Below are 13,602 nucleotides of genomic sequence, written 5' to 3'. Positions count from 1 at the left end.
TCCATGACCGACAAGAACACACCCGTCGTCGCGTTCGTGGGCCTGGGCTCGATGGGCCTCGGCATGGCGAAGAACCTGCTGAAGCACGGCCACAAGGTGATCGGCGTCGATCCCAGCGCCGCCGCGCGCGAGGCCTTCGTGGCGGCGGGCGGCACCGCGGCGGCGTCTGCGGCAGAGGCTGCGAAGACGGCGGACGTCGTGGTCGTCGCGGTCGTCAACGCCCAGCAGGTCGAGACCGTCCTCTATGGCGAGGGTGGCGCCGTTGCCTCCCTGCGCAAGGGCGGGCTGGTCATGCAGTGCGCCACCTGCCCCGCCGCCTTCGTCCGCAAGCTCGACGAACGTCTGGCGGCGACCGGGCACGAGCTGCTCGACGCGCCGATGTCCGGCGGACGGGCGCGCTCGGAATCAGGTGAACTCACGTTCATGTCCTCGGGCAGCGCGGGCGCCTATGCCGCCGCGGAGTCAATCCTGTCGGCCACCTCGGCAAAGGTGTTCCGGCTGGGTGACAAGGCCGGCATCGGCTCTCTGGTGAAGACGGTGAACCAGCTCCTGGCCGGCGTTCACATCGCCACGGCCGCCGAGGCGATGGCGCTCGCCGCGAAGGCGGGCGCCGATACGCGCGCGGTCTATGAAGTCATTTCGGCCAGCGCCGGCAACTCCTGGATGTTCGGCAACCGGGTGCCGCACATGCTCGACGACGACTATTCGCCGCTCTCCGCGGTCGAGATCTTCGTGAAGGATCTCGGCCTGGTGCTCGACACCGGCCACGAGCTGCGCCTGCCGTTGCCGCTGGCCGCCGCCGCCCACCAGCTCTTCATCGCCGCGGCCGGCGCCGGTCACGGCAAGCTGGATGACGCCGCCGTCGTCAAGGTTTACGAAGCGGCAGGTGACTTCAAAGTGTCGTCCCCTTTGAAGTAGACTGGGGACATGCGCCGCAATCGATTTACCAAGATCGTCGCCACACTTGGCCCCTCTTCCTCCAACACCGAGCGCCTGCGAACCCTGTTCGAGGCAGGCGCCGACGTCTTCCGGCTAAACTTCAGCCACGGCCAGCACGAAGACCATCGCAAGCGGGTCAATCAGCTCCGCGCGCTCGAAAAGGAATACAAGCACCCGATCGCGATCCTGATGGACCTGCAGGGCCCCAAGCTGCGCCTCGGCACCTTCGCCAAGGGCCCGATGGACCTGAAAAAGGACCAGAAGCTGCGCTTCGACATGGACCCGACGCCCGGCACCGCCAAGCGCGTGCCGCTGCTGCACCCGGAGATCTTCAAGGCCGCGAAGCCCGACGGCCTGTTGCTGGTCGACGACGGCAAGGTTCGGCTGCGCATCGTCAGACATGACGCCGAGACGATCGACACCGTGGTCGAGGTCGCCGGCACGATCAGCGACCGCAAGGGTGTCAACCTGCCCAACCTGGTCCTGCCGATGTCTCCGATGACGCCGAAGGATCACAAGGACCTGGTGTTCGGCCTGTCGCTGGGCGTCGACTGGGTGGCGCTCTCCTTCGTCCAGCACGCCAACGACATCGCCGAACTCAAGAAGCTGGTCGCCGGCCGTGCCGCCGTTATGGCCAAGCTCGAGAAGCCGCAGGCCATCGAGCATCTCGACGAGATCATCGAGCAGAGCGACGGCATCATGGTCGCACGCGGCGATCTCGGCGTGGAGATGCCGCCCGAGGCCGTGCCGCCGCTGCAGAAGCGCATCCTCGCCGCCTGCCGCGCCGCCGGCCGTCCGACCATCGTCGCGACGCAGATGCTGGAGTCGATGATCCATTCACCGACGCCGACGCGCGCCGAAGTGTCCGACGTGGCCACCGCGGTCTATGACGGCACTGATGCCGTGATGCTTTCCGCCGAGTCCGCGTCGGGCGACTATCCGATCGAGGCGGTCACGATCATGGACCGCATCCTGAAGAGCGTCGAAGGCGACCCGCTCTACCGCCGCCTGATGGATGCCAGCCGCCGCGAGCCCGAGGCGACGACAGCCGATGCGATCAGCGCCGCCGCACGCCAGTGCGCCCATACGCTGTCCGCCGCTGCAATCGTCACCTACACCAACACCGGCTCGACGACGCTGCGCGCCGCCCGCGAGCGGCCCGACGTGCGCATCCTGTGCCTGACGCCCAATCTCGACACGGCGCGGCGCATGACTCTCACCTGGGGTGTCCTGCCGGTGCAGACGGAAGACGCTCACAATTTCGCCGACATGGTCCAGCGCGCGGTGCGCATCGCCCGCCAGCAGGGTATCGCCAAGGAGGGCGAACGCCTCGTCGTCACCGCGGGCGTCCCGTTCGGCACGCCCGGCGCCACCAACATCCTGCGCATCGCCTACGTCTGACAACCTCGGCCGCAACGCACGACCCGCGCACGATTTCGGGCGAGGGATGATCCTCGGCGTGTCCCCGTAAGCTCTCGTGAAGACACAACGAGAGGTTCCATGGCCCGCCGTAATTTCGCCACCGTCGACGCCCTCCTCGCACTCACCTGCGTCGTCATCTTCGCGGGCGGTGTGCTCGCGCAGACCGGCGCTTCCGGTCAAAGCGCGCCACCCCGGGGCGGGCCCCCGGTCGAGAAGATCGCGGCCGACCTCGGCATTCCGGCCGATCGCGTCCGCGAGGCCTTGCGCAAGGTCGGCCCGCCGCCGCATGCCGAGCAGCAGCCGCCGACCGAGGCGCAGATGAAGAGCCACCTCCAGGCACTCGCCGCGGCCATGAACGTGTCGCCCGACAAGCTCATGCCAGTACTGGAGAAGTACCGTCCCTCGCCGCCTCAGCGTGGCGGAAACCCGGGGAGCAGCACGGGCGCCAAGTCCGGAGACCGCTCGTGAAGCGCCGTCGCCTCTCGCTCGGCTGGATCGACTTTCTGGTCATCGCCGCGTCCATCCTGACCTTTGCGGCGGTCGCCGGCGCCACGATCGGACACGGCTGACACAATCGATCTTGGTATCGCCGCAGTCTGGTCCCGGCTCCGACCGAAACAGGAATCATAAGCAGCAATGCCAGCCCAGACGAAACTCCAAGAGGCCAACATGAAAACCGGCCAGAACAAGCCCCGGGCCATCGCCATTCCCCAAGAGTATCGCCGGATGCGTTTTTCCTGGGTCGATCTGCTGGTCGTCGTCGCCGTGCTGCTCACCCTCGCTGTCGTCGTCGATGCAGCGACCGGCCGGGCGAAAGCCGCGCCCACGTCGACGCCGTCCCTCATCACGGCCGAAGTCAGTCAGCTTCCGGGCGACACGGACCTGATCAAGGCGCGCATTCGCCTGGCCACCGGCCTGTAGGCTCCGCGACTACGTCCTGGGGCGCCGGTCGATAACCCGGCGCGCCTTGCCCAGGGACCGCTCGATCCCGCCCGGCGCCTCGATCTCCACCTCGGCCGTCAATCCGCACATGCCCTTGAGGCGTTGCACCAGGCCGGCGACGGATCGCGCCTTCTCACCTTCCGCCTGAGCCTCACGGGCCTCGACGCGCACCAGCAGGTCGTCGAGCGCGCCGCTGCGCGAGAGTTCGATGACATAGTGGCCGCTCAGCGCCGGGTCGCGCAGGATCTGCTCCTCCACCTGGCTCGGGAACAGGTTGACGCCGCGCACGATCAGCATGTCGTCGCTGCGGCCTGTGATCTTGGCCATGCGCCGCATCGCCGTGGCCGAGCCCGGCATCAGCCGCGTCAGGTCGCGCGTGCGGTAGCGGACCACCGGCATCGCCTCCTTCGACAGCGTCGTGAATACCAGCTCGCCCGGCTCGCCATCGGCCACCGGCCGGCCGGTCGCGGGATCGACGATCTCGGGATAGAAATGATCCTCCCATATCGTGGGGCCGTCCTTGGTCTCGACGAACTCGCAGGCGACGCCCGGTCCCATCACTTCGCTGAGGCCGTAGATGTCGACGGCGTCGATTCCCAGCCGGCGTTCGATCTCCGCCCGCATCCCCTCGGTCCAGGGTTCGGCCCCGAAGATGCCGATGCGCATCGCCGTGTCGCGCGGGTCGATCCCCTGGCGCTCGAATTCGTCGGCGATCGCCAGCATGTAGGACGGTGTCATCAGCACGACGCGCGCGCCGAACTCGCGGATGAGCTGGACCTGTCGTTCGCCGAAGCCGCCCGACATCGGCACGACCGTGCAGCCGAGCCGCTCCGCGCCGTAGTGAGCGCCGAGCCCGCCGGTGAAGAGGCCGTAGCCATAGGCATTGTGGATGATGTCGCCCGGCCGTGCGCCGCCAGCATAGAGAGAGCGCGCCATCAGTTCGCCCCAGGTGGCGATGTCCTTCGCCGAGTAGCCGACCACCGTCGGACGTCCCGTCGTGCCGCTCGAGGCATGGACCCGCACGCAGCGTTCGCGAGGGATCGCCAGCATCCCGTACGGATAGGCGTCGCGCAGGTCGCGCTTCTCCGTGAAGGGAAAGCGCGAGAGATCGTCGAGGCTCCTGAGCTGGTCCGGATGGACACCCGCCGCGTCGCACTTGGCGCGGTACGGCACCTGGTTGTCGTAGGCGTGGCACAGCGTGGCGCGCAGCCGGTCGAGCTGCAGTTTCCGCAACGCATCCAGCGACATCGCGAGTTCGGGAAACAGTGGCTCAGTCATTTGCTGTCGAAACCCAGGCGGCGATAGGCATAGCCAAGGCCGATCAGCGCCGCGCCGAGGCCCAGGAACGAGAAGACGCGCAACAGGCCCTGCAGCCCAGCCATGTCGATCAGGAACACCTTGGCGACGACAATGCAGACCAGAGCCATGCCGGCATGACGCAGCGCCGCCGCCTGCCGCAGGAAGCCCAGCGCCAGCAGCGCCACGCCGAACAGCAGCCAGACGATCGAGTAGGCATAGAGTTCGAGTCCCTGCGCCTCGAAGCCAAGCCGCTCGAAGCCCGGATCGAAGAAGTGGCGCACCTCGAACGAGACATAGGCGAAGGCCAGGATCGAGGCGACGCCACCCACGACCATGACGAGCCGCCGGTCCGGCTCCACGTCCGCCACCCAGCGCCGCGCCAGTGCCGCCAGGGCCGCCGGCGCCGCATAGGCGAGCAGGAGTCCGTTGAGGATCGGCAGCCGGCCGACATCCGCCGGCTGGACCACGGGACTGGCCACCAGCACCTGCAGGAAGAGCACGACGGCGGCGGCCGGCGCGCTGCTCAGGCGCCACGCCCACAGCGCCACGACGTCGCCGTCGAGCCGCGTCTTCCACAGCGCCGCCAGGGCAAAGGCGCCCCACACCAGCACGTAGAAGGCACGCTCCATGAAGCTCGCGCCCAGCGTCATCATGCTCGTCGGCTGGAAGAGGCTGCGCACCTCGAGCGTCAGCAGCACGAAGACCAGCAAAGCGGCGGCGGCCTCCACCGAACGGACGAGGCGCACGTCTCCGGTCGGTCGCAGGAAGCGCAGCGCCACGACCAGGGCGGCGATCGAGATGCCGTAGCCCCACAGCATCCAGTTGAAGATGGGCGTGAGCCCGATCGGATACTTCAGGATCTCCGGATTGACGACGAAGCGCACCACCACGATGGCGAGCAGCGGCCAGCACAGCCGGCGCAAGGCCACCAGTCCGAGCTGTGCTGCGATGGCCGCGACGGCGGCCAGCTCGACCGCATAGGCGACGGTGATCCATTCGCGATTGAGTTCGAGCGGAATGGCGGCGCCGATGAAGAAGGTGACACCGGCCGCGAGGAAACCCAGCGCCTCGGTGGCGCCCGGCATCGTCTCGCGCCAGCGGGTGAGACGCTCGGCACCCACGAAGAAGGGCACCGCGAGGCCGACGCTGATCAGGCCCCAAGGCACACCCGGCGTGCCGCGCAGAACGTACCAGGCGAACAGGAAATGCGAGAGCGCCGCCGACACTGACAGCGCCGCCCAGAAGCCCGGCCGCGGGGCGTTCCACAGGAGCGCGAAAGCCGCCGCCGCGTAGAGACCCCCGAAGCCCGTCACGAGCCAGCCGAAGCGCCCGTCGTTCCAGTCCGCCGGCACGCCCCCTGCCGTCCACCACCACAGCGCCAGCGCCGCCAGCGACAGCGCCGGGGCGAGGCCGGCCACGAACTGGAAGCGCGGCGTCCAGCGCGCGAAGGCCAGAATCCCGATGCCGTGCGCCGCCAGGGCAAGCCAGCCCGCCGTCTGCTGGCCGGCATCCTGCGCAATCGCCAGTACGAGCAGGCCGCCCGTAACCGCCAGCGAGGCCCAGACGAGAGCCAGCACGTCCTTCGGGGGATTCTCGTGTTCCTGGATGCGTCGCCACGACGCCCAGACGAAGAGCCCGGCGAGCGCCACCAGGAATAGCCCCACCCAGTGCAGTTCCGGCAGGTCGGGATCGGCCAGCATCCAGATCACGGTCCACAGCGCCGAGCCCGCGAGCACGCCCCAGCCCAGCACCCACCAGCCGCGTGCTCGAATGACCGTCAGCGTGCCGGCGGCAATGGCGAGCAGATAGCCGAACAGCACGGGCGTGTTCGGTTGCTCGCTGCCGATGATTGCGGGACTGAGGAAGCCTCCGACAAAGGCAAGGGCCGCGACGAAGATGCCGTAGCGCAGGGAGAGCGTGATGGCGAACGCCGTGAGCGCCGCGGCCCCGCCGCCCGCCGCGACCTTGGAGATCATCCCGTACAGCGCCACTGCCGACAGAAGGGAGCCGTAAAGCGCGGCGACACCGGCAGCGGCCAGCGCCTGCGACACGCGATCGTCGCGCGGCCGCAACCGCTCCGCGCCCGCGATCAGTGCGAAGCCGAACAGGGCCGCGAGGATCACGCGCACCTCGGGCGAGAGGTAGCCCTCTTCGATCGAGTAGCGGACGAGGAAGATCGCGGCGAGCGCCAGCGTGATCGCGCCCACCCACAGAAAGGCACGCGCCCCGAGACGCTGTTCCCAGCCGGCATTGACCGGTTCCGGCCCCTGAAGAAACGGCGGCGCCGGTGGCGCAGCAGGAGACGCCGGCAAACCGGATCCAATAACGATGGCTTCGGGTTCGGCCTTCGGTGGGACTTCGGGCTCGATCACGAACGGGGGCGCCGGTGGTGGCGGCATGACGCTTTCGGCCAGCGTCGCCTCCACGGTCGGCGTCACAACGGGCGCAGCCTCGGCAGGCGGGGCAGAAGTTTGTGACCCCATCGACGCTATCTGGCGTCGCAGGCCTGCCAGTTCCGACGCGAGCCTGTCGTTCTGCGCGCGCAGGCCCGACGTGCGGACCAGCGCCATGATGGCGATCAGCGGCGTGCCGAGCGCCCAAGCGATCCCGACCAGGATGAGGAAGATTTCTTCCACGATGCCTCCGGGAACGCCCTGCCCTAATCCCTACTCCGCCGCGACGCGGGCAGACTGCGAGGCGAAGGCCGCGCGATTGTCGCGGGCGACGATGCCGCGCTTCACGACCAGGCGGTGGTTCTCCTTGCGGGCGGCGCGCTTGATGTCGGCCAGCGCGTCGCCGTCGCACACGACCAGGTCCGCGACGTTGCCTTCCTTGATGCGGCCGTGATCGGCGAGGCGCATCAGGTCGGCGGCACTCGCGGTCGCGAAGAACAGCGAATCGCGGCTCGAAATGCCGATGTCGCACATGAATTCCAGCTCACGCGCATTCTCGCCATGTCGATTGTGCGGGGTGCCTGCGTCCGTGCCCATGGCGATGCGACCGCCGGCCGAATAGTACATCTTGGTCGCGGCGATGTGCCGGTCGAACACGCGGCGGCTCTTCTCGATCACATAGTCGGGGATCGAGCGGTCACCCTCGTCGTAGCCCTTGAGGATGTTCTTCACGGCCGCCAAGGTCGGCACCAGCCAGACTCCACGCTCCTTCATCTCGCGGCAGCACTCCTCGTCCATGAAGATGCCATGCTCGATGGAGTCGATGCCGCCACGCACGGCGTTCAGGATGCCCAGCGCGCCCTGAGCGTGGCTGGCGCAGCATTTGTGGAAGCGATGCGCCTCCGAGATGCCGGCCTTCATCTCCTCGGCGCTGTAATGGGCGTCCTCGGGATTGACGCCCGCGGTCATGACGCCGCCCGTGGCCATGATCTTCACCAGGTCGGAGCCGGCATGGACCTGCTCGCGCACGGCCTTCACGACCTCGTCGACGCCGTCGGCGACGCGGCCGGTGCGATTGCCGTGGCCGCCGGTCATGCAGATCATGCGGCCGGCGCAACGCATGGTCGGACCGAGGAAGCGGCCCGCGTTATAGGCGTCGCGGATCGCGAACTCGATATAGTCCTTGCCGCCGCAGTCACGCACCGCCGTGACGCCGCCTTCCAGCGTCTGGCGCATGAATTCCATGCCGCGCACCGTGAGCTGGGCCGCGCTCAGGCGATCCTGCACGGCGCCGGGGTTGCCTTCGGCGCCCGACAGCGAATGGACATGGCAGTCGATGATACCGGGAATCAGCGTGGCGCCGGACGTGTCGATCCGCTCGCCGCCAAAGCCCTTGAACTCGCCCGCCGGGGCCACGCGCTTGATACGGCCGCCTTCCTCCAGCACCGCCTGCCCGTCCTGCACCTTCTCGCCGTCGAACAGACGGCCGCCGACATAGAGCGTGGCCATGAATTACTCCCGATTTGAAACGTGGAACGACTTTGCCTCCCGGCTTGCGCATGGGCAAGAAGCACCGTTGCCCAGGCCTTACGCGGCCGGTGCATTGAAATCAGGTGGAGGGCCGGCCGCAGCCCAGGGGATCGGCACCGGCGCTGCCATCTCCGCCCAGCGACTTCAGCCGCTCGATCTCGCCGTCGATACCGGCGATGTGCGGATTCCACTTTCGCGCAAGTTCGAAAGCCGCGACCGCGCGCGCATTCTCGCCCATTTCGGCGCGGATCATGCCTAGGCCGGAATAGGCTCCGAAGTGGCGCGGCTCGCGCTTCACCGTCTCGCAGATGTCCGCGAGCGACGCGGGAAAGTTGCCCATCAGCCAGTATGCCGTCGCCCGCTTGTTCCACGCTTCGGACAGATCGGGGGCAACGCCGATCAGGCGCGTGAAGGTCTCGATCGCGGTCTTGAGTTCCTGCTGCTGCATCTCGGCGATGCCGCGCATCATCAGCGCGCGCTGGCTCATGTCGGGCACCATCACCCACTGTTCCCAGATCGCCGCTTCCAGGGACTGGATCGCGGACGGATCGGTGGCGGCTTGCAGCTTTGCAAAGAGTGTATCGAGCACGGTGCCGCTCCCGGCGTTCTGCGCCATCACGTTCGCCCCGAGGATCACGCCGAGCAAGGCAGCAAGGCAAGCGCGAAGAACCGTCATGGCGCTCCCATCGATTACCGCTCAGCCGAGCGCGGCAGGCCTCGGTCCGCCAGTTGCCCAGTCCAGCAACTCGACCGTATGGGCGATCGGTATGCCGGTGCCCGAGGCGATGTTGCCGATGCAACCGAAGTTGCCGGCGGCGATCACGTCGGGCTTCACGCTCTCGATGTTCGCCACCTTGCGGTCGCGCAGGCGGCGCGACAGTTCGGGCTGCAACACCTGGTAGGTGCCGGCCCAGCCGCAGCAGAGATGGCCTTCCGGCACGTCCTTCACGACGAAGCCGGCATCGCGCAGCAGCTTCTTCGGCTGTTCGATCACCTTCTGGCCGTGCTGCATCGAGCAGGCCGAATGGTAGGCCACCGTCAGCCCCTTGGGCTCGACGTTCACCAGGCCGACCTCGAGCATGATCTCGCTTACGTCCCTCGCGAGCTTCGCGACCTGCATCGCCTTCTCGTGCCACTCGGGCTCGTCGGCCAGCATGTTCCCGTAATCCTTGACCGTCGTACCGCAGCCCGAGGCGTTGATCACGATGGCATCGAGGCCGGCGCCGTCGATCTCGCGCAGCCAGGCAGTGATGTTCGCCTTGGCCAGCGCGATCGCCTGCTCGTTGCGCCCGACATGCAGCACGGACGAGCCGCAGCAGCCCGAACCCGCGACGTTCACCACCTCGATGTCATGGCGCGTGAGCAGCCGCACCGTGGCTTCGTTGACCTCGGGCGCCAGCACCTGCTGGCCGCAGCCCGGCATCAGCGCCACGCGCTTGCGGCGCAGCCCCTTGGCCGGGAAGGTCTGGGGACGATCGACCGACGAGGGCGACGGCACGATGTCGGGCACCGCTTCCAGCATGGCGCGCAGGCGCCGCAGGAAGGTGGCGCCGCCGGGATCAGTGCTGGTCGCCGGCAGCAGCGGCGCCAGCGGTTTGGCGAGGCGGCCCAGGACCATGGCCCAGCGGAACGCCGCCGGCCGCGGCATCAGCCAGGCGAGCAGCCCGCGCATGAAGCGATCGGCCGGCGCCCGCGTGTAACTCTCCTCGATGCGATGCCGGCCATGGTCGACCAGGTGCATGTAGTTCACGCCCGAGGGACAGGTCGTCATGCAGGACAGGCACGACAGGCAGCGATCGACGTGCCGCACCTCCTGATGCGTGGGCGCCCGGTCGCCCTCCAGCATCGCCTTGATGAGATAGATGCGGCCGCGCGGACTGTCGCGCTCGTCGCCCAGCAGCACGAAGGTCGGACAGGTGGCGGTGCAGAAGCCGCAATGCACGCACTTGCGCAGGATGTGCTCGCTGCGCGCGTTCTCGTGGTCGGCAAGCTGGGCCAGGGTGAAGTTGGTTTGCACGTCAGCCCATCCGGCCTGGATTGAAGAGACCCTTGGGGTCGAAGCTTTCCTTGACCCGCACGGCAAGGGCCGCGAGCGCCGCAGGTTGCGGCTGGAACACTGGCACCGCGGCACGCATGGAATCGGGCGCCCGGATCAAGGTCGCATGACCGCCCGTCGTCCCGAGCGCACCGCGCACGATCGCATGGTCCGCGTCATTCGAGGGCGGCAGCGCCAGCCAGATCAGGCCGCCCGACCAGTCGTAATAGGCCTGCGCTCCGGGACGCTGCGCCTCGATGCGCGCCAGGATCGCAGGACCTTCCGTCGGGGGACAGGAGATCTTCCACACCACGGCATCGGGTGCGGCGACCAGCGGCGTCACGTCCCGCACCTCGCGCCAGAAGGCGCGGCTCTCCAGGGTGCCGAGTTCCTCCATCTTCGCGCCGCTGTCGGCCATCAGCTCGCGCAGGCCCTTCAGCCGCGCCTCGACCGACGGCGCCACGCCTTCGAGGCGGAGCGCCGTGCGGCCCGGCAGGTGTGCGGCGCCCGAGACTTCGTGCGGGCTCCCCATTGCCGCGCACATGGCGCGCACCGCCGACGCGTCGTCGAGGCCGAGCAGCAGCAGCGTCGAGGTCTGGTCCGGCGCCGGCAGCACCTTGACCGAAACCTCGTCCAGTACCGCCAGCGTGCCCCAGGAACCGGCCAGCATCTTGGAAAGGTCGTAGCCGGTGACGTTCTTCATCACCCGGCCGCCCGACTTGAAGGCCTCGCCGCGCCCGTTGACGCCGCTGAAGCCCAGCAGATGGTCGCGCGCCGCGCCGGCCGAGAGTCGCCGCGAGCCCGCGAGATTGCCCATGACGGCGCCGACCAGCGTGCCCCGCCCCGGTTCGCGACCAAGCAGCGGACCTAGATCGGGCGGCTCGAAGGCCAGCATCTGGTTGCGTTGCGCCAGCAGCGCCTCGACCTCGCGCATCGGCGTACCGGCGCGCAGCGTGACAACCAGTTCCTCCGGCGCGTAGTCGACGATGCCGGAAATGCCCGAAAGATCGAGCACCTGGGCGCACAGCATCGGCTTGCCGAGTGCGAGCTTGCTGCCCTCGCCGCGCACGTCGAGCGTGACGCCCTCGTTCAGCGCCCATTCCACCGCCTGCCGCAGTTCCTTCGCGTCGCGCGGCTTGATCGTAGCTGTCATCGAATCAGAACCGCGGAATATCGGGGAACGGGAGTCTGTTCTGCGTCACGACCAGGCGTCCCAGTTCGGCGCAGCGGCGCAGCTGGGGAAACACCTTGCCCGGGTTGAGCAGATGGTCGGGGTCGAAGGCGCATTTCACGCGCATCTGCTGGTCGAGGTCGATCTCGGTGAACTGCACGCCCATCAGGTCGCGCTTCTCGATGCCGACGCCATGCTCGCCGGTCAGCACGCCACCGACCCTCACGCAGAGCCGCAGGATGTCGGCGCCCAGTTCCTCGCACCGCCTGAGTTCATCGGGATCGTTGGCGTCGAACAGGATCAGCGGGTGGAGATTGCCGTCGCCGGCGTGAAAGACGTTAACGACCCGCAGGCCATACTGCTTCGACAGAACGCGCATCTCGGCCAGCACCTCGACCAGCTTGCCGCGCGGCACTGACCCATCGAGGCACATGTAGTCGGGTGAGATCTGGCCGACGGCGGGGAACGCCGCCTTGCGGCCGGCCCAGAACAGCACCCGCTCCTGCTCGTCGTGGCTGACGCGGATCGTCGTGGCGCCACGCCCCCGGGCGATCTCGGCGACGCGCTCGACCAGGTAATCGACCTCGACCGGTGGCCCGTCGAGTTCGACGATCAGCAATCCCTCGGCGTCGAGCGGATAGCCCGCACCGACATAGGCCTCGGCACACCGGGTCGCGTCCTTGTCCATCATCTCCATGCCGCCGGGGATGATGCCCGACGCGATCACGGCGGCGACGCAATCGGCCGCGCCCGCTTCCGTCGGGAAGCCCAGCAGCACGGCGCGCGCCGTCGATGGCTTGCGCAGCAGTCGCACGGTGACTTCCGTGACGACGCCCAGAAGCCCTTCCGAACCGGTCATCAGGCCGAGCAGATCGTAGCCGCCGGCGTCGAGGTGCTTGCCGCCCAGCCGCACGATCTCGCCGTTCATCAGCACCATCTCGATGCCGAGCAGGTTGTTGGTGGTGAGGCCGTACTTCAGGCAATGCACGCCCCCGGAATTCTCCGCGACGTTGCCGCCGATCGAGCAGGCGATCTGCGAGCTGGGATCTGGCGCGTAGTAGAAGCCCTCGTGCTCGACCGCCTTGGTGACACCGAGATTGGTGACACCGGGCTGCACCCTCGCGCAGCGATTGGCGTAATCGATCTCCAGCACGCGGTTGAACTTGCCCATGGCCAGCAGGATGCCGTCGCCGATCGGCATCGAGCCGCCGGAGAGTGACGTCCCGCCGCCGCGCGGCACGACCTTCACCTTGTTGTCCTGGCAGTAGCGCAGGATGGCGGCGACCTGGGCCACCGTCTCGGGCAGCACGACCACCATCGGCATCTGCCGATAGGCCGACAGCGCATCGCATTCGTAAGGCCGCATGCCGTCGAGGTCGTCGATCACGCCCTCGCCCGGAACGATGGCACGCAGCGCGGCGACGATGTCCGAGCGGCGGGCAAGAATGGCGGGATCGAGCGGCGGCATCTGCATGCTTCGCTCATACGCCAAATGAAAAAGCGGCGGAAGCCGAAGCTCCCGCCGCTTTTTTCAGCAAGACGCTGACGCCGTCTTCAGCCCTGGCGGGCCTTGAAGCGCGGGTTGGTCTTGTTGATCACGTAAACGCGGCCCTTGCGGCGCACGATGCGGCAGTCCTTGTGACGGAGCTTCACCGACTTGAGAGAATGACGGATCTTCATGGCCCTAACTCAACAAAAAGCCCCGGCCGTGCCGGGGTGAATTCCGAAAGCGGGCGGAAAATACGGACCGGAGGGCCGGCCGTCAACCCATTGATTTTCCACCCAACTTTCCCGGAGCCTTTTGGCTGGAAACCACGAATTTGTCAATGATCGCAAGGGCTTATCGAGCACGCCCTCGCGCCACGCCCATT

At 67.9% G+C, this 13,602-nt stretch carries 12 protein-coding genes; 4 read left to right on the top strand and 8 right to left on the bottom strand.

Annotation, left to right across the window (positions count from 1 at the left end; genetic code table 11):
• The first annotated feature begins 3 nt into the window (after nt 1-3).
• The 4 genes from ltnD (at nt 4) to KQ910_RS16455 (ending at nt 3,282) form a co-directional block, all read left to right on the top strand.
• Nucleotides 4-918: an L-threonate dehydrogenase gene (gene ltnD / locus KQ910_RS16470; RefSeq protein WP_216962487.1), complete on the top strand. Its 915-nt coding sequence runs from the start codon at nt 4-6 to the stop codon at nt 916-918.
• 9 nt (nt 919-927) lie between these two features.
• Nucleotides 928-2,340 carry a pyruvate kinase gene (pyk, locus tag KQ910_RS16465; RefSeq protein WP_216962484.1) on the top strand — a complete coding sequence of 471 codons (1,413 nt, stop codon included), beginning with the start codon at nt 928-930 and terminating at the stop codon, nt 2,338-2,340.
• Nucleotides 2,341-2,439: 99 nt separating this feature from the next.
• Nucleotides 2,440-2,829 (top strand): hypothetical protein, encoded by a 390-nt coding sequence (locus KQ910_RS16460; RefSeq protein ID WP_216962482.1) that lies wholly within the window; start codon nt 2,440-2,442, stop codon nt 2,827-2,829.
• 201 nt (nt 2,830-3,030) lie between these two features.
• Entirely contained in the window at nt 3,031-3,282 is a 252-nt protein-coding gene (locus KQ910_RS16455; RefSeq protein WP_216962480.1) for a hypothetical protein, read from the top strand.
• A gap of 9 nt (nt 3,283-3,291) precedes the next feature.
• Here the strand turns inward: KQ910_RS16455 and paaK are convergent, their stop codons facing one another.
• From paaK to ykgO, 8 genes are all read right to left on the bottom strand, one after another.
• Nucleotides 3,292-4,581: a phenylacetate--CoA ligase PaaK gene (gene paaK / locus KQ910_RS16450; protein WP_216962478.1), complete on the bottom strand. Its 1,290-nt coding sequence runs from the start codon at nt 4,579-4,581 to the stop codon at nt 3,292-3,294.
• Nucleotides 4,578-7,238: a DUF2339 domain-containing protein gene (locus tag KQ910_RS16445; RefSeq protein WP_216962477.1), complete on the bottom strand. Its 2,661-nt coding sequence runs from the start codon at nt 7,236-7,238 to the stop codon at nt 4,578-4,580. Before KQ910_RS16445 ends, paaK begins: the two co-directional genes overlap by 4 nt.
• A 30-nt stretch (nt 7,239-7,268) precedes the next feature.
• On the bottom strand, nt 7,269-8,504 hold the full coding sequence (locus tag KQ910_RS16440; RefSeq protein ID WP_216962474.1) for a metal-dependent hydrolase family protein: 1,236 nt from the start codon (nt 8,502-8,504) through the stop codon (nt 7,269-7,271).
• Between the two features lie 100 nt (nt 8,505-8,604).
• Complete coding sequence (locus tag KQ910_RS16435) at nt 8,605-9,201, bottom strand: tetratricopeptide repeat protein (protein ID WP_216962472.1); 597 nt, start codon at nt 9,199-9,201, stop codon at nt 8,605-8,607.
• A gap of 21 nt (nt 9,202-9,222) precedes the next feature.
• Entirely contained in the window at nt 9,223-10,542 is a 1,320-nt protein-coding gene (gene glcF / locus KQ910_RS16430) for a glycolate oxidase subunit GlcF (protein ID WP_216962469.1), read from the bottom strand.
• A 1-nt stretch (nt 10,543) separates the two neighbouring features.
• Nucleotides 10,544-11,713 carry a glycolate oxidase subunit GlcE gene (gene glcE / locus KQ910_RS16425; protein ID WP_216962468.1) on the bottom strand — a complete coding sequence of 390 codons (1,170 nt, stop codon included), beginning with the start codon at nt 11,711-11,713 and terminating at the stop codon, nt 10,544-10,546.
• Nucleotides 11,714-11,717: 4 nt separating this feature from the next.
• The gene (locus KQ910_RS16420; RefSeq protein WP_229600428.1) at nt 11,718-13,205 is read right to left on the bottom strand and encodes an FAD-linked oxidase C-terminal domain-containing protein; all 1,488 of its coding nucleotides are present in this window, start codon (nt 13,203-13,205) and stop codon (nt 11,718-11,720) included.
• 80 nt (nt 13,206-13,285) lie between these two features.
• On the bottom strand, nt 13,286-13,411 hold the full coding sequence (gene ykgO / locus KQ910_RS16415) for a type B 50S ribosomal protein L36 (protein WP_068191747.1): 126 nt from the start codon (nt 13,409-13,411) through the stop codon (nt 13,286-13,288).
• Nucleotides 13,412-13,602 lie beyond the last annotated feature (191 nt).

It is taken from the genome of Reyranella humidisoli (assembly GCF_019039055.1).
GTDB classification, from domain to species: domain Bacteria; phylum Pseudomonadota; class Alphaproteobacteria; order Reyranellales; family Reyranellaceae; genus Reyranella; species Reyranella humidisoli.
Note: the sequence above shows the minus strand (reverse complement) of the source record. Positions and strands in the feature narration are given on the sequence as shown.

Coding starts and splice junctions, on each gene's coding strand:
- ykgO (WP_068191747.1), bottom strand. CDS start 13,411: ATGAAGATCCGTCATTCTCTCAAGTCGGTGAAGCTCCGTCACAAGGAC.
- ltnD (WP_216962487.1), top strand. CDS start 4: ATGACCGACAAGAACACACCCGTCGTCGCGTTCGTGGGCCTGGGCTCG.
- KQ910_RS16420 (WP_229600428.1), bottom strand. CDS start 13,205: ATGCAGATGCCGCCGCTCGATCCCGCCATTCTTGCCCGCCGCTCGGAC.
- KQ910_RS16460 (WP_216962482.1), top strand. CDS start 2,440: ATGGCCCGCCGTAATTTCGCCACCGTCGACGCCCTCCTCGCACTCACC.
- pyk (WP_216962484.1), top strand. CDS start 928: ATGCGCCGCAATCGATTTACCAAGATCGTCGCCACACTTGGCCCCTCT.
- KQ910_RS16455 (WP_216962480.1), top strand. CDS start 3,031: ATGAAAACCGGCCAGAACAAGCCCCGGGCCATCGCCATTCCCCAAGAG.
- KQ910_RS16440 (WP_216962474.1), bottom strand. CDS start 8,504: ATGGCCACGCTCTATGTCGGCGGCCGTCTGTTCGACGGCGAGAAGGTG.
- paaK (WP_216962478.1), bottom strand. CDS start 4,581: ATGACTGAGCCACTGTTTCCCGAACTCGCGATGTCGCTGGATGCGTTG.
- glcE (WP_216962468.1), bottom strand. CDS start 11,713: ATGACAGCTACGATCAAGCCGCGCGACGCGAAGGAACTGCGGCAGGCG.
- KQ910_RS16435 (WP_216962472.1), bottom strand. CDS start 9,201: ATGACGGTTCTTCGCGCTTGCCTTGCTGCCTTGCTCGGCGTGATCCTC.